Here is a 21,554-nt window from a genome sequence, read left to right as displayed (position 1 = left end):
GGCCGACGTACCTTCTGTTCCGTTTGGGGTGGTTTTTAAGGTACTTTCGAACGTATGAGGCTCGCACTGGTGCGCATGCTCGTCCGTCTTCTGATCGTGCCGGTCGCCGCGGTGATGGCGGTCCTGGTGGCTGGTGCCTCCGGGGCGCATGCGGCGACGGATGTGTCGGAGATCGCAGAGGGGCTGCGGGAGAGCCCGGTGTACGTGGATCCGGCCGCATCCGATCAGTTGTCGAAGGCGGACGCGGACGCGCTGGCCGACAAGATCGAGGACGCGGACAAGCCGGTCTTCGTCGCGGTGCTGCCCGCTGATCAGCCGACGACGGATCTCTTCCAGAACCTGCGCACCGAGACGGGTGTGACCGGGCTGTACGGGATCCGGTTGGGCGACCGCTTCGACGCGCGGGCCGACAGCAGTGTGATGAGCCGGCAGGGTGTGGCGAACCTGGTGTCGGCCGTGCAGGGCGCGGGGGACACCAAGGCCCAGTTGAACGACTTCGTGGACGACGCGCTGCGGAACACGGGCGGTGCGGCGCCGAGCGGCTGGAGCGACGGCTCGGGCGACGGTGTGCCGGTGGGCGGACTGATCGCCACGGGTGCGGTGGTGGTCGTGGGTGGGGCCGGTGTGTACGCGCTGTCCCGGCGGAACCGGCGGCGGCACGAGGAGGAGCAGCGGGCCGCGCTGGAGAAGCTGCGGGTGGTGGTGGACGAGGACATCACCGCGTTCGGGGAGGAACTGGACCGGCTGGACTTCCGGCCGGGGGAGCCGGGCGCGGACGACGCGATGCGAGCGGATTACGAGCGGGCACTGGACGCGTACGACCGGTCGAAGGCGCTGATGGCCGGGGCGCGCCGGCCGGAGGATGTGCGGGCGGTGACGCAGGCGGTGGAGGACGGGCGGTTCGCGCTGGCGGTGCTCGCGGCGCGGCGGGAGGGGCAGCCGCTGCCGGATCGCCGGCCGCCGTGCTTCTTCGATCCCCGGCACGGGCCTTCGGTGGCGGACGTGGCGTGGACGCCGGTGGGTGGGGCGACGCGGGAGGTGCCGGTGTGTGCGGCGGACCGGGCTCGGCTGGCGGACGGTCTTGAGCCGGTGGTGCGTGAGGTGGATACGGCGGGTGGGCGGCGGCCGTACTGGGAGGCGGGGCCGGCGTACGGGCCGTGGGCGGGCGGTTACTTCGGTGGCGGGATTCTGCCGGGGTTGCTGGTCGGGACGATGCTGGGGAGTGTGATGGCGGGGCCGGCCTACGCCGCTGACTATGGGGCCGGGTACGGCGACTTCGGGGGCGGGTATGCGGGCGGTGATGTCTCCGGGGCGGACTTCAACTCCGACGACTTCGGGGGCGGGTTCGGCGGAGGGGACTTCGGGGGTGGAGGTGGCGGCAACTTCGGTGGGGGCGGGGACTTCGGTGGCGGCTTCTGAGGGAGTGCCGGGGGTGGTCGGGGCCGCCCGCTTCTTGGCCAGTGTCGTGCTTCCGCGCCCCGAGCAAAGGGCGCTCCCTGCGGTCGCGTCGCCTGCGGCGATGGCCCTGCGGGCCACCCTTGACTCGGGCCGCTCCAGCACGGGTCGGAAGCGAGCGGGCGGCCCCGGGGAAACGGGGGCCCAGGGACGCGGCCCCTTCGGCGGACCGAGCACTCACCCGGCGTGCGGGGTGCGCGACGGCGCCTCGCATGCACGCCGGGCCGGTTCGGCGGCTAACGGTCTGCTGTGGCGCGTGAGCACTTCGGGTTCAGATGCTCACGGCGCGCTCAAACGAGCCGACCGCGGCCGATCACCGAGAAACCCGCCCCAGGCGGCAGGGGAGACGGTGACTATCGGCCCGCCGGGGTTCTTGGAGTCGCGGACGTGGATGGCGGCGGGATGGGCGGCCACCTCGACGCAGTCGCCGCCCTCGCTGCCGCTGTACGTGGACCTGCTCCAGACGTAGGCGAGTTCAACGCAGTCGCCACCCTGGCTTCCGCTGTGGCTGGACTTGAACCACAGTGCGGTGCTCACGACAGATGCTCCGGCCTATCACCCAGGAAATCGGCCCAGGCGGTGGGGGAGACGGTGACTATCGGCCCGCCGGGGTTTTTCGAGTCGCGGATGTGGATGGCGGCGGGATGAGTGGCTACCTCTACGCAGTTGCCGCCCTCGCTGCTGCTGTAGCTGGACTTGACCCAAGTCAGTGCGGTGCTCACGACTCTCCTAGCGATCCGTTCAAGAGATGCGCGCTCTCGTCGGGTGAGAGGGCCTGAGATCGCAGCATTCCATACTTGTGGTGATAGCCGCTGATCTCATCGGGATCTTCGACGAGGAAGCTGGCGCGTTGCACCTCCAGATAGACCAGTCGCTCATGGTCGGGTGTCTCCAGCAGCAACATGGGCCCACCGAGGCTTGCGTGCGGTGTCCGGTCCATGGGCATGATCTGCAAGCTCATGTGGACGGGCTCGGTGAACTTCAGTAGCTGTTGGATCTGCTGCCGCATCACCTCCGGGCCGCCGACCTCGCGTCGCAGAATGCTCTCCTCCAGGATGAAGTGCCCCACGGGCGGGCGGTCCCGTTGCCAGATCAGCTGCCGTTCCATTCGAGCGTTCACCCATTGCTCGGCTGCTTCGCTCTCGATGGCCGGGTAGCGGTAGTCGAAGATGGCTCGGCAGTAGTCCTTGGTCTGCAACTGACCGGGAATCACCTGAGTCTCGTACGACAGGATGCCCACCGCCTCCTGCTCGTGATCGACCAGGCCCTGGGCAAATTGAACGATCCGTTCCCGTACCGGCATCTTCTTTACCAGGATGGTCAACGCCCCGCCCGTGCCCAACAACTCATCGAACTGCTCGGCCCGGTCCGGCTGAAGAGCCAACCGCCCCTGCTCGATGGACCGCACCGTGTCCACATGAAGGCTGACCATCTCGGCGAACTGTTCCTGCGTCAGGCGGAGCTGCTTGCGGTAGTGGGCGACCAGGGCCCCGACCGCCTGCCAGGAGCTGACCTTCTTGGACTTCTCGCGCACGGCGGAGCCTCCTCGTAGCGGAGTGGTAGGGACGAGCGTTACGAACTCACTCACTGCCAAACACTAGTGACCGACGGTGACACTGGCCGTATGAACCCGGAATCCCAAGCCCCCCACACCCGCTGGGCGTTCTACCGCCGCGACCGCAGGTCGGTGCAGCATGCCCGCGAATACACCCGCGCCGCCCTCGCCGACTGGGACCTCCACGCACGCACCGACGACGTGCTGCTGTGCGTCAGTGAGCTGGCCACCAACGCCCTGCTGCACGGCGTCCCCCCGGGCAGGGGCTTCGCGCTGTCTCTCGTCCTGCACCCGGACGGAGTCCTCCGCGTCGAGGTGCACGACAGCGGCGGCGGCCGGGTGCGCGTGCCCGACCCCGCGCCGGAGGCCGAGTGCGGGCGTGGGCTGCTGCTGGTCAGCGCGCTCGCTGACAAGTGGGGGACGGGGGAGCGGAGGCCGGGGAAGAGTGTGTGGGCCGAGTTCGAGACGGGGCGCGACGGACGATGACGACGGCCGCGAGGCCGATCGCCAGGCCGACGGCGGTGGTCACACCGAAGTGCTCGCCGAACATCAGGGCGCCCCAGACGGCTGTGACGGGGGCCATGAGGAACATCAGGGTGTTGACCTCGGTGACCCCGGAGCGGCGCAGGGTCAGCCAGTACAGGCCGTAGCCGCCGAAGGTCGGCAGGATCACCAGCCAGGCGGTCGCCAGCCAGAAGGAGGAGGTGGCGGGCGGGGTCGCGGCCCCGGTTGACAGGGCGAACACGGAGAACAGCACCGCGCTGGTCGTGCAGTGGATGGTCATCGCCTGACGGGGAGCGACCGGAGTCCGGTCGCGGGCCTCCAGGAACGTCGCCGCGACCAGGGACAGCATGCCGAGGAAGGGGATGAGGTACGCCCACCAGGCGACGTCCGTGCCCGCCGCCCCGGCGTCCGCCAGGGTGACCGTCGCGACGCCGGCCAGGCCCAGGCCCAGGCCGAGCCACTGGCGCCGGGAGACGTACTGCCGCAGCAGCGGGCCCGCGAGCGCGCCGGCCACGAGGGGCTGGACGCCGTCGATGAGGGCGGTCGTGCCGCTGGCGACGCCGAGCTGGATGGCGTAGTAGACGCTGAGCAGGTAGCCGCTCTGGGATAGCGCGCCGATCAGTGTCTGCCGGCCGATGTCCCGGGCCGTCAGGCCGCGCCGGACCGACGTCCAGGACACGGCCAGCAGGGCCACGGCCAATGGCAGGAAGCGCCACATCAGCAGGGTCGTCGCGGGTGCCGTGCCCGCGCCGAGCTTGGCGCCGATGAAGCCGGAACTCCAGCAGACGACGAACGCGACCGGGAGGAGTACGGCGGTCATGTGGATCACCCTTAGTAGACAGATCGGTTTACTGTCGTCCTCGGGTGTCACTATACAGATCGGTATACAGTGGGGACATGGGAGAGAAGGTGGAGCGGGTGCGGATGACGCCGGCCGCGCGTCGCGTGCTGGAGGCCGCCGAGCGGCTGTTCTACGCGCACGGGATTCACGCCGTGGGGGTGGATCTGATCGCGGCCGAGGCGGGGGTGACGAAGAAGACGATCTACGACCGGTTCGGGTCGAAGGAGCAGGTCGTCGTGGAGTATCTCGCCGGGCGGGACGAGCGGTGGCGGGCGTTCCTGGATGCCTGTCTGGAGCAGGCGGAGCCCGGGGTGCTCGCCGTGTTCGACGCCTCGCGGGAGTGGGCCGGGGAGCATGGGGCCAAGGGGTGCGCGATGATCAACGCGCACGCCGAGATCAGTGATCCGGGGCATCCGGCGTACGCGGTCATCGCCGCGCAGAAGGCGTGGATGCTGGAGCTGTTCGTCCGGCTGGCGGGGGAGGAGGGGGTGGGGCGGGTGTTGATGCTGCTGCATGAAGGGGCGCTCGTGGCGCATGGGATGGGGGTGTTCCCGGACCCGTTCGGGGTCGCCCGTGAACAGGCCCGGGAGCTGCTCGGCGGTGGCGTCAGGCGTTCTTGATCGCCGAGATGTCGAAGACCAGCTTGATCTTGTCGGAGACCAGCACGCCGCCGGTCTCCAGCGCGGCGTTCCAGGTCAGGCCCCACTCCGAGCGCTTGATCTCGGCCTTGCCCTCGAAGCCGACCCGGTCGTTGCCGAACGGGTCCTTCGCGGCGCCGTTGAACTCCAGGTCGATGCTGAGCTGTTTGGTGGTGCCGAGGATCGTCAGGTCGCCGGTGACGCGGTAGTCGTCGCCGCCGAGGGACTCCGCCGAGGTGGAGCGGAAGGTCATCGTCGGGTACTCGTCGGTCTTGAAGAAGTCGGCGCTCTTGAGGTGGCCGTCGCGGTCGGCGTTGCCGGTGTCGATGCTCTGCATCACCACGTCCAGGGTGGCGGTGGATTTGACCGGGTCGGAGCCGTCCAGGTGCAGGGTGCCGCTGAAGTCGCGGAACTGTCCCTTGACGTTGGTCACCATGGCGTGCCGGGCCACGAAGCCGATCGTGGTGTGCGCCGGGTCCAGGGTGTAGTCACCGGTGAGGGCGGTCGGCTCGGGGGTGGTGCTCATGGCGGATCTCCTTTGGTTGAATGTTCAATGAAGTTCAACGGGAACGACCGTAGACCTATTCCGTACAAGGTTCAACATCATTCGCAAGGGTCGGTCGCGGAGCACTGGGACCGTATTCCCGTGCCGGGGTGGGAGGTCACCGCGCGGGCCCGCCGGGTACGCCGCCTGGCGCACCCGGTGGCGTCCCGAGGCGGGTGATTCGCCGACGTGTTCGAGGGAGTGTCCGTGTGTGCCGCCGGTGACGACGGGCCGCCGACTGCCGCACCGCTTCGGCTGACAGGGGCGGGCGGGTCCTTTCCCGGCCGGCGCATACGTGGTAGACGGCATGAGCATGACCTTGTCGTCGTCCCGTCGTTCCGTGCTGTTCGCCGCCGCTCTGGCCGCCCTTCTGACCCCGGCGCTTCCCGTCCGCGCCCGCGCCGCGGAGGACTCCTACGACGTCCTGCGCCGACGCTGGCTCGACCTCTCCCTCGGCTCCGGCTACGACCCCGCCGCCGAGCCGTACGCCACCCGCCTCGCCCGCACCGGCGCGACGGCCCGCGCCCACCGGGCGGCGATGGCGCCGACGGCCAGCTCGCTGTGGCCGGGCGTTCCCTTCGACCCGTCCGCCGGGGTGACCACCAGCTACGGCCGGCTGTGGACGATGACCCAGGCGTACGCCCAGCCCGGCACCGGCTGCACCGGCGACGAGACCCTCCTCGCCGACCTTCTGCGTGGCCTCGACCACCTCGCCGCCACCGTCTACCACCCCGGCACCACCCCCTACGGCAACTGGTGGGACTGGCAGATCGGCAGCTCCCGCCTCCTCACCGACATCACCGCCGCCCTGTACGACCAGCTGGGCGCCGACCGGATCGCCGCCGCCTGCGCGGCCGTCGACCACTTCATTCCGGACACGGCGCTCACGGCGTACACGGGGACGTCCACCGGGGCCAACCGCGTCGACCTGTGCCGTTCGGTCGCCCTGCGCGGCGTCCTCGGCCGGGCCCCGCAGAAGATCGCCCTGGCCCGCGACGCCCTCTCCCCGGTCTTCCCGTACGTCACCGAGGGCGACGGGCTCTACGCCGACGGGTCGTTCGTGCAGCACACCTGGGTCGCGTACTCGGGGACGTACGGCCAGGTCATGCTCGACGGGCTCGGGCGGCTGTTCGCGCTGCTGGCCGGGTCCGAGTGGGAGGTGACCGATCCGAACCGGCAGATCGTCTTCGACAGCGTCGAGCACGCCTACGCGCCGCTGATCCTGGACGGGCTGGTCATGGACTGCGTCAGCGGGCGGGCCGTCAGCCGGGGACTGGCCAAGGGGGGTGGGAGCGTGCTGCGCGGTGATCACTACCACGGGCAGCAGCTCATCGCCGCGATCGCGGTCCTGGCGAGTGGCGCGAGCGCGGCGGAGCGGGAGCGCTGGTACGCGCGGATCAAGGGATGGATCGAGCGGGACGCCGTGTCTCCCGTTCTTACGGCTCCGCAGTTCGGGGTGGCTGAGCTGGCGCGGCTGCGGGCCGTCGCCGAGGCGCCGGTCGCGGCGGCGCCCGAGCCGGTCGGGCACCGGCTGTTCGCGGCGATGGACCGGGCCGTCCACCGCCGGCCCGGCTTCACCGCCGCCCTGTCCATGGCCAGTGACCGCATCGCCCACTACGAGTGCGGCAACGGCGAGCACCCGCGCGGCTGGCACACCGGGGCCGGGTGGCTGGCCTGGTGGCCGGCCGGGCGGCACGGGGACCAGTACACCGACTGGTACTGGCCGACCGTGGATTGGTACCGGCTCCCCGGTACGACCGTCTCCACCCGCCGGCTGGCCGACCGGGCGGGCGGCGAGTGGGGCGAGCCCAAGCCCGACGTGCGCTGGGTCGGCGGGACGACGGACGGCGAGTACGCGGTGGTCGGGCAGCATCTGAAGGGGCTCGGGTCGTCGCTTCAGGCGCGCAAGTGCTGGGTCTTCGTCGACGACGCCGTGGTGTGTCTGGGGGCCGGGATCGGCTGCGCGGACGGCGTGCCGGTCGAGACGGTCGTCGACAACCGGAACCTGGGGGAGGGCGGGTCGGCGGCCCTCACCCGGGGCGCCGACTGGGCGCACCTGGACGGCCACGGCGGCTGGATCGTGCTGGACGGCGCCGCGCTGCACACCCTGCGCGAGGACCGCACCGGCGCCTGGTCCGACATCAACGCCACCGGCTCCGCCGAGCGCCGCACCCGGCGCTGGGAGACCCTCTGGCTGGACCACGGCACCGACCCGGCCGACGCGACGTACGCCTACGCGGTGCTGCCGGGGGCGTCGCGGACGGCTGTCGTCCGGCGTGCCGCCGACCGGAGCCGGCTGTCGGTTCTCGCCAACGACCGGGACCGGCAGGCGGTGCGGGTGCCCGCGCTGGGTCTGACGGCCGCCGTCTTCTGGCGGGCCGGTGTTGTGGGGCCGCTCGGCGCGAGCGGCGGGGCCAGTGTGCTGGTCCGCCGCCGGGGCCGGACCGCCACGCTGCACATCAGTGAGCCGCCCCGGACGGGACGGCCGCTGGAGATCACCTGGGACCACCCGGTGGGCGCGCCGGTCCGGGCCGACGAGACGGTCGAGATCCTGGCCACGGGCCGCCGGCTGCGGCTGCGCGTCACTCCGGGGACGGTATGCGCCACGCATGAATGTGAGGTGACTCTCAGCTGACGGCTTTGTGCGACCCCTACAACGAGCGGACCCTCTGAGCAGTCGAAACGGCTGCATACCGCGATGGTTCTGTTCAGGTGTACCAGGAAAACCCGCCGGAGACTGTACGGAGTCGACGGCGTGCTTTCCTTGGTCGGCTTCGTAAGGTCGCTACATGACCGTTTTGGATGAGGCGCCGGGTGAGTCGACGGGCGAGCCTGCGGACGCGCGCGGGCGGGTCGCCGAGCTGCACGAGATCCGTGCGCGGGCGCTGGCCGGACCGAGCGAGAAGGCCACGGCGGCGCAGCACGCCAAGGGCAAGCTGACCGCGCGGGAGCGGATCGAACTCCTGCTGGACCCCGGTACGTTCCGGGAGGTCGAGCAACTGCGCCGGCACCGGGCCACCGGGTTCGGCCTGGAGGCCAAGAAGCCGCACACCGACGGTGTGATCACCGGCTGGGGGACGGTCGAGGGCCGCACGGTCTTCGTCTACGCGCACGACTTCCGGATCTTCGGCGGCGCGCTCGGCGAGGCGCACGCCACCAAGATCCACAAGATCATGGACATGGCCATCGCGGCCGGCGCCCCGCTGGTCTCCCTGAACGACGGCGCGGGCGCCCGGATCCAGGAGGGCGTCTCCGCCCTCGCCGGGTACGGCGGCATCTTCCAGCGCAACACCAAGGCGTCCGGGGTCATCCCGCAGATCAGCGTGATGCTCGGCCCGTGCGCGGGCGGCGCGGCCTACAGCCCCGCCCTGACGGACTTCGTGTTCATGGTCCGCGAGACGTCCCAGATGTTCATCACCGGCCCGGACGTGGTCAAGGCGGTCACCGGCGAGGAGATCACCCAGAACGGCCTGGGCGGCGCCGACGTGCACGCCGAGACGAGCGGGGTCTGCCACTTCGCCTACGACGACGAGGAGACCTGCCTCGCCGAGGTCCGTTACCTGCTGTCGCTGCTGCCCCAGAACAACCGGGAGAACCCGCCGCGCGCCGAGTCCTCGGACCCGGTCGACCGCCGCTCCGACGTCCTCCTCGACCTGGTCCCGGCCGACGGCAACCGCCCGTACGACATGGCCAAGGTCATCGAGGAGCTCGTCGACGACGGCGACTACCTCGAGGTCCACGAGCGCTGGGCCCGCAACATCATCTGCGCGCTGGCCCGCTTCGACGGCCAGGTCGTCGGCATCGTCGCCAATCAGCCGCAGGCCCTCGCGGGTGTCCTGGACATCGAGGCCAGCGAAAAAGCTGCGCGCTTTGTCCAGATGTGTGACGCTTTTAACATCCCGATCGTCACCCTCCTGGACGTCCCCGGGTTCCTGCCGGGCGTCGACCAGGAGCACGGCGGGATCATCCGGCACGGAGCGAAGCTGCTCTACGCGTACTGCAACGCGACCGTGCCGCGGATCTCCCTGATCCTGCGCAAGGCGTACGGAGGTGCGTACATCGTCATGGACAGTCAGTCCATCGGAGCGGACCTCACCTACGCCTGGCCGACCAACGAGATCGCCGTGATGGGCGCGGAGGGCGCCGCGGGCGTCATCTTCCGGCGGCAGATCGCCGCGGCCGAGGACCCCGAGGCCACGCGGCAGAAGATGGTCAAGGAGTACAAGGCCGAGCTGATGCACCCGTACTACGCGGCCGAGCGCGGCCTGGTCGACGACGTCATCGACCCGGCCGAGACCCGCGAGGTGCTCATCAGCTCCCTGGCCATGCTCCAGACCAAGCACGCCGACCTGCCCTCGCGCAAGCACGGCAACCCCCCGCAGTGACCCCGAGGAGTCTGTCGTATGTCCATGCCTGACATCCGTGTCGAGAAGGGCCACGCCGAGCCCGAGGAAGTCGCCGCCATCACGGCGGTCCTGATGGCCCGCGCCGCCGCCCGCCCCGCCGAGATCGCCCCGGCCCGAGGCGGCAGCGTCCGCGCGGGCTGGCGCCGCCTGGAGCGGGAACCGGGGTTCCGGGCGCCGCACAGCTGGCGGTAGCGCCGGGCTCAGACGACGGTGACCTCGACGCCGGGGAAGTCCACGGCGCCGGGGTCTTCCGGCAGTACACAGTCGTACAGCTTGAGCCGCCGCACCTTCGGCGGTACGAAGTCGGGGGACGACAGCCAGGCGGCGATGTCGACGTCGTGCAGGGACAGGTCCAGGCCGGGCAGTGACATCGCCGCGCTCAGATTTCTGGGCAGGCAGATCTCGTCGGCCACCACTTGGAGGTGCTCCAAGTGGGCGCAGCCCCCGAGCGCGGCCAGGTCCGTGGTCTTGGTGACGTTCCACAGGACGAGACGCACCATGTCTGGTCCAAGACGCAGGCCGTCGAGAGAGGACGTGCCGCGCACGCCGAGGTACAGCAGCCTCAGGTGCTCCAGGTCGGCGAGCACATCGAGGTGGCGCAGCGTCATGTTGTCGCCCATCAGAAGCGCGTACATGAGCCCAGGCAAATGCCGCAGCGCCCGCAGGTCGACCTCGCCGCGCAACTCGTGCAGCCGCAGGTCGACCAGGGACGGTACTTCGCCCACGGCGGTGAACCGGGTGAAGGGATACCTGACGCTCAGCCCGGTCACCGATGCCAGCCCGGTGACGGCCCGCCACTGGGCGGAATGAGTGAGCGTGACGGTGTAGTGGCTGAGCGGCAGTCGAGACAGCACCCGATCGGCGTACCCAACGGCCTCGAAATATCCCCACGCGTCGATAAGAGCCTCGACCACCCGGTCCCGCCCGTCCCCCGTGAACCCCTCCAACACCCCCAACGCGTCCTCGCCGCCGATCAAAGCCGCCGTCTCCACGGTGTAAGCCGCCGCCTTCTCCGACAGCCCCGCCCCCGACCGCGGCAGCCACCGCAGCAGGCTCGGTCCCACCGCCGCCAGCGCGGCCGGGTCGGTCGCCCGGCGGGCCGGGAGCAGGGCGGCCACCGCCGTGTCCAGCCGGGCGGCCAACTCGTCGGAGACCTCCGGGAGCGTCTCCTGACAAGCCGCCGCCACCAGCCGCAGCGCACGCGCGTGGCGGGGTTCGGTCTCCGCCCGGTCCAGGATGCCGCCGAGCAGTTCCTCCCGCTGCCGGGCGTTGGCGTGGCCGGCCGCCATGATGACCGTCTCCCGCCACAGGTCCAGGTGGGCCCGCCCGACCAGGTTGCCCATCCGGTCCTCCTGGGCGGCCTCCTCGGCGGCGAGGTACTCCTGGAAGGTGCGGTGTACGAAGTCCAGTCGTCCTTGCGCGGGGGAGCGCAGCACTCCGGAGCGGTCCCGTAGCCGGCGCAGGACCTGCTCACCGTCGAGCGGGTCCAGGTGCCGCATCGCCCTGAGCTTGGCCCCGACGTGCACGGCGGCCTGCTCCAGGGCGATCTCGCTGCGGTTGTTGTCCGACAGCCGCCAGGCCAGGTCGCGCAGCAGGATCAGTTTGTCGCCGAGGCTCAGCGCGCTGTCCATCGCGCTGGGTACGTTGCGGTCCGCGTCCCGGTCGTGGACCAGCGTGTGCAGCGCGCTGCGGTACAGCTCCATCCGGTCCCGCGGCAGGTGCCGCCCCCGGTTCAGGTGCATCGCGCACAGCATCGCGGCCAGCAGCGGGGTGCCCGCCAGCGACTGGAGGTGCGCCCGGTCCTTCAGGCTCGCCAGCAGCGACTGCTCGTACTGCGGGAGGTCCTCCACCGGGCACGGCAGTTCCTCGCCCAGTTCGCGTACCGCCTGGTGCCACTGCCGGACGAACGCGGTCAGGTCCGGCGGGGTCATCCGGTCCAGGTGCAGCGCGGTGAAGTCCTCGCGCCGCAGCCAGTCCGCGCCGGCCGCGGCGGGCCGGGAGGTGATGACGGCCCGCACCTCGGGGTACGCCGACAGCAGCCGGCGCAGCCAGTCCCGCACCGCCCGGCGCTCCCGGTCGAGCAGTTCGTCCACCCCGTCGATCAGCAGCAGGGTCCGGCCGCTGTCGAGTTGCCGCTCCACCCAGCCCCTGGGCATGATCCCGGTGAGCGGCGCGGCCACCCCGTCGAGCATCGCCTCCGGCGCGGGCAGCGGGCGGCCGCTGTACTCGCGCAGCTTGACGACTACCGGGGTGAGCCCGTTCCAGTCGGCCAGTTCGCCGGTGAAGGCGCCGCGGGCCGCCGTGACGGCCAGCCAGCGCAGCAGGGTGGTCTTGCCGGAGCCGGCCTCGCCGCGCAGCAGCACCCGGGCCGAGCCCCGGAGCGCGGACTCCACCCGCATCCCGGAGCCCTCGCCGCCCGGCGTCTCCTCCCAGTCGCTCATGTCGGCCCGCAGCCGGGGCAGTGCGGGGGCGGTGCGCCGCCATGCCGTGTCGTCGCCGGTGGCGCGCAGACTGACGTACGCCACCGACAGCCTCACCTGCGCCGCCGCGCGGTCGGAGGCGCGGCGGAACAGCTCGACCTCGTCGAGGCTCTCGCTGACCAGCTCCAGGTACCGGCGCCGGAACGCGGTGTCCTGGTCCGTGCCGTCCGGGGCGAACAGGGCGCGGTCGGGGAGCCGTTCGAGGATGCGGGCCACCTCGCCGCCCAGGGTGGAGGTGCGGACCAGCAGTTCGGCCGCCGCGCGTTCCTCGAAGACCGGCAGGCTGCGCACGATCCGCACGTAGTACTCGACGCACTCGGTGAAGAGCCGCTCGTACAGGCTGCCCTCCGCCTCGCCGAGACCGATCGGGGCGCTTACCGCCCGGGTGATCCGCCGGATCAGCTCGGCGGGCTGGGCGTCGGCGGCCAGCAGTGCCTCGTCCGAGAGGTCGGCCGCCGCGAACGTGTCGCAGACCGCGTCGATCACCGCCTGCCGCCCGGCCTCCTCCAGCGCCCGGAACTCATGCTCCAGGAACGGTTCCAGCCGGTCGAACACCGCGTCGGCGATCTGCTCGAACTGCCGCTTCACGCTCCGAGAGAACTTCACCCCGGGCACCCGCACCCGGGCCAGTTCCTCGATCGGCAGGTCGCGTTCCTGCGCCCGCCGCTTTCCGCCGAGCCAGATCTGTGCCGCCGTGCTCGCCACGGTCGTCCCCAGCCGCAGCGCGGCCGCCTCTGCGCTCATCCCAGTTCCCCCACCACGACACCACGACGTACGGCCCCCATCCCTCCCACAGGAGGAACGAGGGCCGCAAGTGATGCGTGCCGATCGCTAGCGCAGGCGCGCCATCAGCGCGTGCTCGACCAGCGTGATCAGCGCGGACTTGGCGTCGGCCCGGTGCCGGGCGTCGGTGGTGATGATCGGGGTGTCCGGGCCGATCTGGAGCGCCTCGCGGACCTCGTCCGGGTTGTACGGCTGCTGCCCGTCGAAGCCGTTCAGCGCGATCACGAACGGCAGTCCGCTGTTCTCGAAGTAGTCGACCGCCGGGAAGCAGTCGGCCAGCCGGCGGGTGTCGACCAGCACGATCGCGCCGATCGCGCCGCGTACCAGGTCGTCCCACATGAACCAGAAGCGGTCCTGGCCGGGCGTACCGAACAGGTAGAGGATCAGGTCCTGGTCGAGGGTGATGCGGCCGAAGTCCATGGCGACCGTGGTGGTCGTCTTGTCCCCGGTGTGGGTGAGGTCGTCGATGCCCGCTGACGCGGATGTCATCACGGCCTCGGTGCGCAGCGGATTGATCTCCGAGACGGCGCCGACGAACGTGGTCTTACCCACGCCGAAACCGCCTGCCACCACGATTTTCGCGGACGTGGTGGAGCGGGAAGGCCCTCCGCTAGAGCTTGCGAAGTCCACTGAGCACCCTTTCGAGCAGTGTCACGTCTGGCTGGCCGCCGGCGCTTTCGTCGCCGCCGGGCTGATGGATGGCGACCAGTCCCGCCTCCGCCAAGTCGGCGACGAGAATCCTGGCCACACCGAGAGGGATGGTCAGCAGGGCCGAGATCTCGGCCACCGACTTGATCTCCCGGCAGAGCTGGCAGATCCGCTGATGCTCGGGCAACTGGCCCTGCATCTGGTGCGGCTGCGCGGTGGTGTGCACCAGTGCCTCGATGGCGAGCTGGTAGCGCGGGCGGGTCCGGCCGCCGGTCATGGCGTACGGACGCACCAGGGGGTTGTTCGACGCCCCGGCGGGCGCGGGCTCGGGGGTGCGGCGCTGCGGCTGCACGGGCTGGATGCGCGGGGCCGGCGGCTGGTCGTACGGCGACGGGCCGGGACCCTGCGGCGGGTACGGCTGCCGGTGGCTGGGCGTGGAGGGGAAGCCGTACGGGTTCGCACCGTCGCCGTGGCCCTGTGCGGGGCCGTACGACCAGTTGCCCGCTGACGGACCGCCTGGGGGTGTTGCCACTTTCTCCTCCTCCGACTGTGCCTGGCACCCATCACTGTGGAGCCGCGTCCCGAAACCTTACGGTGCCGGGGCGCCAAAACGCACCGTCTGCCCGTTAGTTGAGAAGGCTCCCTTGAAGCTCGGCGCGCAGGTCCGGCGTCAGGACCGTACCGGCCCGGTCGACCAGCAGGGCCATCTCGTACCCAATGAGACCGATGTCCGCTTCGGGGTGTGCGAGAACCGCGAGCGACGAACCGTCGGAGATGGACATGATGAAGAGGAATCCCCGCTCCATCTCCACAACCGTCTGGTTCACATGGCCGCCCTCGAAGATGCGCGAGGCACCGGCGGTCAGCGAGGTCAGACCGGAGGCGACGGCGGCGAGCTGGTCGGCGCGATCGCGCGGGAAACCTTCGGACATCGCCAGAAGGAGTCCGTCGGCGGAGACCACCACGGTGTGGGACACCCCCGGGGTGTTGTCCACGAAGTTGGTGATCAACCAGTTCAGGTTCTGTGCCGCCTGGCTCATCGGGCTCACACTAACGCTCCTGGTCGTAGGTGCTGTCAGGACCACTGTGGTGAGACCCAGTGGCCTGGCCGTTGTTCGTTTCACTGCCCGCGTTGCGGCCCCGTTCGACACCGCGACGCAGGTTGCTCAGCCTGCCCCGGACATCCTCCGGAGCGCGGGAGACCTGGGGGCCGCCCTGGGGGGTGGACTCGGCGGTGCCCTCGACCAGGTTGGCCTTGGGCACCCGCCGGGGCAGACCGGAGGGGGTCACTCCGCCCGCCTTCGGCTTCTTCAGCTGGGACGCCTGCTGCCAGCGCTCGTCGTTGGCCGACCGCCAGTCGCTCTGGCTCTCGCGGTCACCGCCGAGGCTGTCGCCGCCGAACACGGAAGCGGAACCCGGCGCCGACGGCTCCGGTGCCGCGCGGTGCGTGCCGCCCCCGGCGGAACCGCGGCGCGGCAGTCCGGCCTCGGTCAGGTCGTGCACGGCGGACGGCGCCGGTCCCGGCCGGTCGAAGCCTACGCGGTCGGTTTCGTCCACGTCGGCGGCCGGTGCGGACTGGGCCTCGGCCGCCTCCTGCGCAGGGTACTGGGCCGGGTAGCCGTTCTGGTAGCCGTCCTGCCGCGGCCAGTCGTCCTGCGGACGCTGCTGCTCGAAACCGGTGAAACCGTCCTGTGCCGCGCCGCCGCCCGCGACCGGCCGCTCCGGCAGACCCGCATCGGTATAAGAAGACGGCTGCGCGGTCTGCGGGTAGCCGCCGTCGGCCGCGTAGTACTGCTCGTCGTACGCCTGCTGCTGGGGGGCGTCGTACGCGGTCTGCTGCTGGTCGGCGTACGGCTGCTGCTGGTCGTAACCCTGCTGGTAGCCCTGGTCGTACTGCTGCTCGTAGCCGGGCTGCCCGGTGAACGGGTCCTCGGCGGCGGGCTGGGCCTGGGACTCCAGCGCGGCGCGCCGCTCCTCGCGCATCAGGGAGCGGCCGACCGGGTCCAGCTCGCGGATGTCGTCGGGCACGTCCGCGTACCGGCTGTCGTCGAAGCCCAGCTCAGCGGCGGTGCGCGGGGGCTGCTGCTGCGGGGCGAAGTTCTCGCCCTGGAACTGCTGCTCGGGGATGATCTGGGAGACGGTGAAGTCGTCGCGCCGCTCCGGAGTCTCGCCGCCGCCGCCGTGCGTGATGGCGTCCGGGAGCATGACCAGCGAGGTGGTGCCGGCCTGCTCGCCGGAGGGGCGCAGCTGGACCCGGATGCCGTGCCGGTCGGAGAGCCGGCCGACCACGAACAGGCCCATCCGCTGGGAGATCGCGGCGTCCACGGTGGGCGGGTTGGCCAGCTTGTGGTTGATGTCCGCGAAGTCCTCGGCGGTCAGGCCGATGCCCTTGTCGTGGATCTCGACCATCACCCGGCCGTCGGGCAGCCGGGTCGCGGTGACCCGGACCTTGGTCTGCGGTGAGGAGAACGTGGTGGCGTTCTCGAGCAGCTCGGCGAGCAGGTGCACCAGGTCGGTGACCGCGCGGCCGTGGATCTCGGCCTCCGGGACGCCGGACAGCTCGACGCGCTCGTACTGCTCCACCTCGGAGGAGGCGGCCCGCAGCACGTCCACCAGCGGGACCGGCTGGTCCCAGCGGCGGCCGGGCTCCTCGCCGGCCAGCACCAGCAGGTTCTCGCCGTTGCGGCGCATGCGGGTGGCGAGGTGGTCCAGGCGGAACAGGTTCTCCAGCTGGTCCGGGTCGGCCTCGCTGTTCTCCAGCTCGGTGATCACCGTCAGCTGGCCCTCGATCAGCGACTGGTTGCGGCGCGAGAGGTTGGTGAAGATCGCGTTGATGTTGCCGCGCAGCAGGGCCTGCTCGGAGGCGAGCCGGACCGCCTCGCGGTGCACCTGGTCGAAGGCGCGGGCCACCTCGCCGATCTCGTCGGTGGTGGTGATCGGGATGGGCGAGACCCGGGTGTCGACCCGGCCCGGGTCGGTACGCGAGAGCTGGTCGACCAGCATCGGCAGCCGCTGCTCGGCGATGCCGAAGGCGGCGTTGCGCAGGCTGCGCATGTTGCGGCTCATCTGGCGGGCCACCATGCCGGCCAGGATGAACGCCGCGAGCAGCGCGATCACCACGATGGCGCCGGTGATGTAGGCGTCCTGCTCGGCGTCGTCGGCGATGCCGGACGCCTCGGTCACGGCCTTGTCGGCCATGTCCGACTCGATGGTGCGGTACGCGTCGAACTTGAGGGTGGTCACCGCCCACCAGTTGGCCGGCGTGATGCCCTGCTGGGCCAGCGAGGCCCGGTCACTGGCGTCGGTGGAGTCCAGCTGGGCCAGCTCGGAGACCATCGTGGTCGGGTTGGACGGCGGCGGCACGTAGTCCGGGTCCTTGGCCGCGGCCTCCTTGGCCAGCGCCGCGCCGTCCGCCTTGACCTGGGCCTCCAGGTCGTCCAGCTTCCTGGCGTCCGCCTCGGTGCCGCCGCCGATGTACTCCTCTACGGCGATGCCCTCCAGGTAGGCGTAGGAGGACAGGGCGACGCGCTGACTGGCCAGATGGCTGGGCTCCGGGCCCGGCTTGGTCAGCATGTGCATGCCGATGGAGCGCTCCAGCGACAGCGACGCCTTGGTCAGCGAGATGGCGTAGACGGTCCGGCCGTAGGAGGTGATGTTGCCGGTGCCCAGACCGAGTTCGTTGGCGAACTCCATCAGCGGGTGGGCGACGCCGACGTACCCCTCCTCGGTCTCCACGCCCTTGAGCTTGTCGGTGTAGGCGGTGGTGCGCAGCGTCTGGAGCCCCGGCTCGACGTCCCGGAACTGCTTCAGCCGGCGCTCCAGGCCGGCCTTGGCGGGCATGTTCCGCGCCGCGGCGTCGAAGTCGTCGGCGGCCTGGTCGGAGGCGGCTCGGGCCTTGGTGACGGTCTCGTCGTCGTCCTTGCCCTGGAGCAGCGGGGCGGCGGAGACGTCCCGCTCGTTGTAGAGGGCGTTGGCGTAGGTGAGGGACGCCTGGACCAGCTTCGCGGTGTTCTCGGCGTCCTCGGCGTCCTGCCAGGTGTCGATCGAGCCCTTCACCTGGAAGCCGCCCATGACCAGGCCGACCAGCACGGGTATGAGAAGGATGGCGTTGAGGCGGGTCGCCACCCGCCAGTTGCGCGGCGACATGCGCCCGCCGCTGGGGGCGGGGGCGGCCTTGGGCTGCGGACCGGGCACGGGGGCGGGCGCCGCTGTACGCGGCGGCGGGGTGAAGTTGCCCCGGGCCGACGGCTCGGGACTGTTCTTGCTTCGCCTCACTCGACCAACAACCTCTCGGCGGTCGGCACCTAGCTCGTGCCGCTGTGTATCAGAGCCCACTACGCCATGGAGTACGCATGGCACGGGAGTACGTCTTCGACCATTGGGCAGTTCTGGCATTCCAGCATGACGACCTGCGCTCTTCCAAACAGTGTGACGGCAGGATTACATGTGAGGTAAGCCCCAGATAAAACGGTCATAAAGAGCGAGGGGCGCCAAATGCCGGGTCTTTCGTGAGCGCAGTGAGACCAGATGTGCGCGACGCGTGGCCGTGCCCGGCGATTCCTCTGCCGAAACGTTATGAACACCGGAGCCGGCCGTGTCGCAGGACACAACCGGCTCCGTGGCGGCTACGGCAACTGCCGTAGACGACTGTCGACTTGTCGGCTACCGCAGCCGCGCCATCAGCGCGTGCTCGACCAGCGTGATCAGCGCGGACTTCGCGTCCGCCCGGTGCCGGGCGTCGGTGGTGATGATCGGGGTGTCCGGGCCGATCTGCAGCGCCTCGCGGACCTCGTCCGGGTTGTACGGCTGCTGCCCGTCGAAGCCGTTCAGCGCCACGACGAAGGGGAGACCGCTGTTCTCGAAGTAGTCGACGGCGGGGAAGCAGTCGGCGAGCCTCCTCGTGTCGACCAGCACGACCGCGCCGATCGCGCCGCGCACCAGGTCGTCCCACATGAACCAGAAGCGGTCCTGGCCGGGCGTACCGAAGAGGTACAGGATCAGGTCCTGGTCGAGGGTGATGCGGCCGAAGTCCATGGCGACCGTGGTGGTCGTCTTGTCCCCGGTGTGGGTGAGGTCGTCGATGCCCGCGCTGGCGGACGTCATGACGGCCTCGGTGCGCAGCGGGTTGATCTCCGAGACGGCGCCGACGAACGTGGTCTTGCCCACGCCGAAGCCGCCGGCCACCACGATCTTGGCGGAAGTCGTCGCGCGACCCCCGTCAGAGCTTGCGAAGTCCACTGAGCACCCTTTCGAGCAGTGTCACGTCCGGCGCGCCGCCGTTGTTCTCGTCGCCGCCCGGCTGATGGATGGCGACCAGGCCGGCTTCCGCGAGGTCCGCGACCAGGATCCTGGCCACCCCCAGCGGCATCGCCAGCAGGGCCGACACCTCGGCCACCGACTTCACCTCGCGGCACAGGTGGCAGATGCGCTGGTGCTCCGGGAGCAGCCCCATCAGCGCTGCCGGGTCGGCCGTCGTGCTGATCAGCGCCTCGATGGCGAGCTGATAGCGGGGCCGGGTCCGGCCGCCGGTCATCGCGTACGGACGTACCAACGGCTGGTCGCCCTCGTCCTCGTACGGCTCCGCGTACGGATCATGAGAGGCGGTGGGCGGGGTCATGGGTCCTCCGGGCGGGGCGGCATGTCGGTAAGTCAAGCCGTCTGATGTGGCCGGTGGGGGGATTGTGGCGGCCGGACGGTGATTTGGTGAGACGGGTGGTGCCGGGGCCGATCAGTGGAGCAGACTTCCTTGTAGTTCGGCGCGCAGGTCGGGTGTGAGCACCGCACCCGCGCGGTCGACGAGCAGCGCCATCTCGTAGCCGACCAGGCCGATGTCGCACTCCGGGTGGGCGAGCACCGCCAGGGACGAGCCGTCCGAGACGGACATGAGGAAGAGGAACCCGCGTTCCATCTCCACGACCGTCTGCGCCACGTTGCCGCCCTCGAAGATCCGGGACGCCCCGGCCGTGAGTGAGGTCAGCCCCGAGGCGACGGCCGCGAGCTGGTCGGCGCGGTCGCGCGGGAAGCCTTCGGACATCGCCAGAAGGAGTCCGTCGGCGGACACGACGACGGTGTGGGACACCCCGGGGGTGTTGTCCACGAAATTCGTGATCAACCAGTTGAGGTTCTGTGCCGCCTGGCTCATCGGGCTCAACTAACGCTCCTGCTGGTGAGTGGGCCTCGGGAAGTTGCCGGTCTGGCCGCTTCCCGCCTGACGGCCCTGTGCGATACCCCGACGGAGATTGGTCAGCCGGCCGCGTACCTCGTCGGGTGCGCGCGAGACCTGCGGACCGCTCTGGTGGGACTGCTGCTGAGCTGTGCCCGGCACGAGGTTCGCGCGGGGCACCCGGCGCGGCAGGCCGGAGGTGGTGATGCCGCCCGCGGCCGGCTGCCGGACGCGCTCGGCCTGCCGGACGAGTTCGTCGTTCGGCGAGCTGCGCCAGGAAGAGGTCGCGGGACGCTGGGGTGCGGCGGGCTGCGCTGCCGCGGGGGTCTGCTGCTCGGGGACCCGCTGCTCCGGGGTCTGCTGCTCCGGGGCCTGGGCCTGCCGTTCGCCGCGGAACCAGTTGGTCTCCAGCGTGTCGAACAGCGGCGTACGGCCGTCTCCCGGCCCGGCCGGGGGCAGCGCCTCGGGCTCCTGCCGCACCGGCCGCTGCGGCCGCTGGAGGTGGGTTCCGCCGAAGCCGTTCCCACGCCCGGCCGGCCGCTCGAACTGGCCGGTGGCGGCCGGGTCCTGGCGGTCGTACTGGTCCTGGCGGTCGTACGGGGCGGCGGGCGCCGCTTCCGGCCGGCCGTACTGGCCGGTGCCGTTCAGGTCGGGCCGGTCGAACTGGCCGGTGGCGGCCGGGTCGCGGGGCTCGAAGCCCTGCGACCCGAACGGGTCCTCGGACGGCTGGCCCGGCCGCTCGTACCGGCCGTTGGCCGCCGGATCCTGGCGGTCGTACTGACCGGTCTGGGCCGGGGCCGGCCGGTCGTACTGGCCGGTGGAGGCGGGGTCCGGGCGGTCGTACTGGCCGGTGGCGGAGGCGTCCTGGCGGTCGTACTGACCGGCGCCGTTCAGGTCAGGCCGCTCGAACTGGCCGGTGGCGGCCGGGTCCTGGTGGCCCGGGAGGCTGTGCCGCCCGGTGCTGGAGCCGCCCTCGTACGCCTGCGGGGCGAACCGGTTCTGGTCGGCGCGGTCGCCGGCCGGCCCGGCGGACGGGGTGCCGAAGACGTCGGAGCGGACGAACGGGCCGTTGTCCTGCGCCCCGTCCTGGCCGCCGCCCTGCGGCGGGTAACCGCCGGGGCGGGCGAACTGATCGGCGGGCGCCGGACCGTTCTGCTCCGGCGCGGCGTACCGGCCGGAGTTCCGGGTCTCGCCGGTGCCCGGCGCGGGCGCGTCGAAGTCCGGACGCGGGAACTCGGCCGTGGCGGGCCCCGGCTGCTCGTCGTACCGGCCGATCACCGGCATCTCGGCGGTCGCCGCCGGACCCTGCCGGTCGTCGACGCGCGGGACCGGCGAGGTACGGGCGACGTCCGGCTCCTCGTGGCCGCGCGGGGCGTCCAGCGCGGCACGGTCCACCGACGGCTGCGCGTTCTCGTCGCTCCAGCTGGGCACCCGGGGCTGCGGGTTGCCGCCGGGCAGCTCGGCCCGGGGACCGCCGCGCGGCGGGAGCTGCGGCCGCCGGCCGCGCTCGTTGCCGCCGCCGGAGCCGCCCTTGCGG

General features: G+C 71.2%; 19 protein-coding genes and 1 pseudogene. 6 read left to right on the top strand and 14 right to left on the bottom strand.

What is annotated here, in order from left to right; all coding sequences use genetic code 11:
- The first annotated feature begins 54 nt into the window (after positions 1 to 54).
- Positions 55 to 1,419, top strand: coding sequence for a hypothetical protein (locus ACTT8P_RS09615; protein ID WP_442831124.1), 1,365 nt, complete (start codon positions 55 to 57; stop codon positions 1,417 to 1,419).
- 315 nt (positions 1,420 to 1,734) lie between these two features.
- Here the strand turns inward: ACTT8P_RS09615 and ACTT8P_RS09610 are convergent, their stop codons facing one another.
- The 3 genes from ACTT8P_RS09610 to ACTT8P_RS09600 are packed head-to-tail and all read right to left on the bottom strand — an operon-like array spanning position 1,735 to position 2,989.
- Positions 1,735 to 1,992 (bottom strand): DUF397 domain-containing protein, encoded by a 258-nt coding sequence (locus ACTT8P_RS09610; protein WP_442831123.1) that lies wholly within the window; start codon positions 1,990 to 1,992, stop codon positions 1,735 to 1,737.
- Positions 1,989 to 2,192 carry a DUF397 domain-containing protein gene (locus ACTT8P_RS09605; RefSeq protein ID WP_442831183.1) on the bottom strand — a complete coding sequence of 68 codons (204 nt, stop codon included), beginning with the start codon at positions 2,190 to 2,192 and terminating at the stop codon, positions 1,989 to 1,991. The genes ACTT8P_RS09610 and ACTT8P_RS09605 overlap by 4 nt, the downstream gene beginning before the upstream one ends.
- Complete coding sequence (locus ACTT8P_RS09600; protein WP_442831122.1) at positions 2,174 to 2,989, bottom strand: helix-turn-helix domain-containing protein; 816 nt, start codon at positions 2,987 to 2,989, stop codon at positions 2,174 to 2,176. The genes ACTT8P_RS09605 and ACTT8P_RS09600 overlap by 19 nt, the downstream gene beginning before the upstream one ends.
- Positions 2,990 to 3,079: 90 nt before the next feature.
- Here ACTT8P_RS09600 and ACTT8P_RS09595 point away from each other — a divergent pair, with 90 nt between their 5' ends.
- A complete protein-coding gene (locus ACTT8P_RS09595) occupies positions 3,080 to 3,496 on the top strand; it encodes an ATP-binding protein (RefSeq protein ID WP_442831121.1) in 417 nt (138 codons plus the stop codon).
- Here the strand turns inward: ACTT8P_RS09595 and ACTT8P_RS09590 are convergent.
- A complete protein-coding gene (locus ACTT8P_RS09590) occupies positions 3,405 to 4,334 on the bottom strand; it encodes a DMT family transporter (protein ID WP_442831120.1) in 930 nt (309 codons plus the stop codon). The genes ACTT8P_RS09595 and ACTT8P_RS09590 overlap by 92 nt on opposite strands.
- A 77-nt stretch (positions 4,335 to 4,411) precedes the next feature.
- On the opposite strand from ACTT8P_RS09590, the gene ACTT8P_RS09585 reads away from it, so the two are divergent.
- Positions 4,412 to 4,975 carry a TetR/AcrR family transcriptional regulator gene (locus ACTT8P_RS09585; RefSeq protein WP_442831119.1) on the top strand — a complete coding sequence of 188 codons (564 nt, stop codon included), beginning with the start codon at positions 4,412 to 4,414 and terminating at the stop codon, positions 4,973 to 4,975.
- Here ACTT8P_RS09585 and ACTT8P_RS09580 read toward each other — a convergent pair.
- On the bottom strand, positions 4,962 to 5,519 hold the full coding sequence (locus tag ACTT8P_RS09580) for a YceI family protein (protein WP_442831118.1): 558 nt from the start codon (positions 5,517 to 5,519) through the stop codon (positions 4,962 to 4,964). The genes ACTT8P_RS09585 and ACTT8P_RS09580 overlap by 14 nt on opposite strands.
- A 325-nt stretch (positions 5,520 to 5,844) precedes the next feature.
- On the opposite strand from ACTT8P_RS09580, the gene ACTT8P_RS09575 reads away from it, so the two are divergent.
- The 3 genes from ACTT8P_RS09575 to ACTT8P_RS09565 all read left to right on the top strand — a co-directional run bounded on the left by ACTT8P_RS09575 (position 5,845) and on the right by ACTT8P_RS09565 (position 10,135).
- Positions 5,845 to 8,172, top strand: coding sequence for a polysaccharide lyase 8 family protein (locus tag ACTT8P_RS09575; RefSeq protein WP_442831117.1), 2,328 nt, complete (start codon positions 5,845 to 5,847; stop codon positions 8,170 to 8,172).
- Positions 8,173 to 8,326: 154 nt separating this feature from the next.
- Positions 8,327 to 9,922, top strand: a complete 1,596-nt coding sequence (locus tag ACTT8P_RS09570; protein WP_442831116.1) for an acyl-CoA carboxylase subunit beta — start codon at positions 8,327 to 8,329, stop codon at positions 9,920 to 9,922.
- Between the two features lie 18 nt (positions 9,923 to 9,940).
- The gene (locus tag ACTT8P_RS09565) at positions 9,941 to 10,135 is read left to right on the top strand and encodes an acyl-CoA carboxylase subunit epsilon (protein ID WP_442831115.1); all 195 of its coding nucleotides are present in this window, start codon (positions 9,941 to 9,943) and stop codon (positions 10,133 to 10,135) included.
- An 8-nt stretch (positions 10,136 to 10,143) separates the two neighbouring features.
- Here ACTT8P_RS09565 and ACTT8P_RS09560 read toward each other — a convergent pair whose 3' ends face one another.
- From ACTT8P_RS09560 to ACTT8P_RS09520, 9 genes and pseudogenes are all read right to left on the bottom strand, one after another.
- Positions 10,144 to 13,167 (bottom strand): NACHT domain-containing protein, encoded by a 3,024-nt coding sequence (locus ACTT8P_RS09560; protein WP_442831114.1) that lies wholly within the window; start codon positions 13,165 to 13,167, stop codon positions 10,144 to 10,146.
- 87 nt (positions 13,168 to 13,254) lie between these two features.
- Complete coding sequence (locus ACTT8P_RS09555) at positions 13,255 to 13,836, bottom strand: GTP-binding protein (protein ID WP_009314218.1); 582 nt, start codon at positions 13,834 to 13,836, stop codon at positions 13,255 to 13,257.
- Positions 13,817 to 14,386: a DUF742 domain-containing protein gene (locus ACTT8P_RS09550; protein ID WP_442831113.1), complete on the bottom strand. Its 570-nt coding sequence runs from the start codon at positions 14,384 to 14,386 to the stop codon at positions 13,817 to 13,819. Before ACTT8P_RS09550 ends, ACTT8P_RS09555 begins: the two co-directional genes overlap by 20 nt.
- Positions 14,387 to 14,480: 94 nt before the next feature.
- Positions 14,481 to 14,894 carry a roadblock/LC7 domain-containing protein gene (locus ACTT8P_RS09545; protein WP_189419756.1) on the bottom strand — a complete coding sequence of 138 codons (414 nt, stop codon included), beginning with the start codon at positions 14,892 to 14,894 and terminating at the stop codon, positions 14,481 to 14,483.
- A 10-nt stretch (positions 14,895 to 14,904) separates the two neighbouring features.
- Entirely contained in the window at positions 14,905 to 18,129 is a 3,225-nt protein-coding gene (locus tag ACTT8P_RS09540) for a nitrate- and nitrite sensing domain-containing protein (RefSeq protein ID WP_442831112.1), read from the bottom strand.
- A 387-nt stretch (positions 18,130 to 18,516) separates the two neighbouring features.
- Complete coding sequence (locus tag ACTT8P_RS09535) at positions 18,517 to 19,092, bottom strand: GTP-binding protein (protein WP_215170007.1); 576 nt, start codon at positions 19,090 to 19,092, stop codon at positions 18,517 to 18,519.
- A complete protein-coding gene (locus ACTT8P_RS09530; protein WP_003973454.1) occupies positions 19,073 to 19,471 on the bottom strand; it encodes a DUF742 domain-containing protein in 399 nt (132 codons plus the stop codon). The genes ACTT8P_RS09535 and ACTT8P_RS09530 overlap by 20 nt, the downstream gene beginning before the upstream one ends.
- Before the next feature lie 111 nt (positions 19,472 to 19,582).
- Entirely contained in the window at positions 19,583 to 19,996 is a 414-nt protein-coding gene (locus ACTT8P_RS09525) for a roadblock/LC7 domain-containing protein (RefSeq protein WP_003973453.1), read from the bottom strand.
- A 9-nt stretch (positions 19,997 to 20,005) separates the two neighbouring features.
- Positions 20,006 to 21,554 (bottom strand): annotated as a pseudogene (locus tag ACTT8P_RS09520) (nitrate- and nitrite sensing domain-containing protein); the annotation flags it as partial.

Origin of the sequence: Streptomyces sp. JW3 (assembly GCF_052216785.1) — a bacterium.
GTDB lineage: Bacteria > Actinomycetota > Actinomycetes > Streptomycetales > Streptomycetaceae > Streptomyces.
This window is presented reverse-complemented; position numbering and strand designations above follow the sequence as displayed.

What these genes read in the sequence shown, in the direction of transcription:
- ACTT8P_RS09595 (WP_442831121.1), top strand. Translation starts at nt 3,080, where the DNA reads ATGAACCCGGAATCCCAAGCCCCCCACACCCGCTGGGCGTTCTACCGC.
- ACTT8P_RS09590 (WP_442831120.1), bottom strand. Translation starts at nt 4,334, where the DNA reads ATGACCGCCGTACTCCTCCCGGTCGCGTTCGTCGTCTGCTGGAGTTCC.
- ACTT8P_RS09545 (WP_189419756.1), bottom strand. Translation starts at nt 14,894, where the DNA reads ATGAGCCAGGCGGCACAGAACCTGAACTGGTTGATCACCAACTTCGTG.
- ACTT8P_RS09560 (WP_442831114.1), bottom strand. Translation starts at nt 13,167, where the DNA reads ATGAGCGCAGAGGCGGCCGCGCTGCGGCTGGGGACGACCGTGGCGAGC.
- ACTT8P_RS09575 (WP_442831117.1), top strand. Translation starts at nt 5,845, where the DNA reads ATGAGCATGACCTTGTCGTCGTCCCGTCGTTCCGTGCTGTTCGCCGCC.
- ACTT8P_RS09615 (WP_442831124.1), top strand. Translation starts at nt 55, where the DNA reads ATGAGGCTCGCACTGGTGCGCATGCTCGTCCGTCTTCTGATCGTGCCG.
- ACTT8P_RS09570 (WP_442831116.1), top strand. Translation starts at nt 8,327, where the DNA reads ATGACCGTTTTGGATGAGGCGCCGGGTGAGTCGACGGGCGAGCCTGCG.
- ACTT8P_RS09530 (WP_003973454.1), bottom strand. Translation starts at nt 19,471, where the DNA reads ATGACCCCGCCCACCGCCTCTCATGATCCGTACGCGGAGCCGTACGAG.
- ACTT8P_RS09585 (WP_442831119.1), top strand. Translation starts at nt 4,412, where the DNA reads ATGGGAGAGAAGGTGGAGCGGGTGCGGATGACGCCGGCCGCGCGTCGC.
- ACTT8P_RS09565 (WP_442831115.1), top strand. Translation starts at nt 9,941, where the DNA reads ATGTCCATGCCTGACATCCGTGTCGAGAAGGGCCACGCCGAGCCCGAG.
- ACTT8P_RS09525 (WP_003973453.1), bottom strand. Translation starts at nt 19,996, where the DNA reads ATGAGCCAGGCGGCACAGAACCTCAACTGGTTGATCACGAATTTCGTG.
- ACTT8P_RS09580 (WP_442831118.1), bottom strand. Translation starts at nt 5,519, where the DNA reads ATGAGCACCACCCCCGAGCCGACCGCCCTCACCGGTGACTACACCCTG.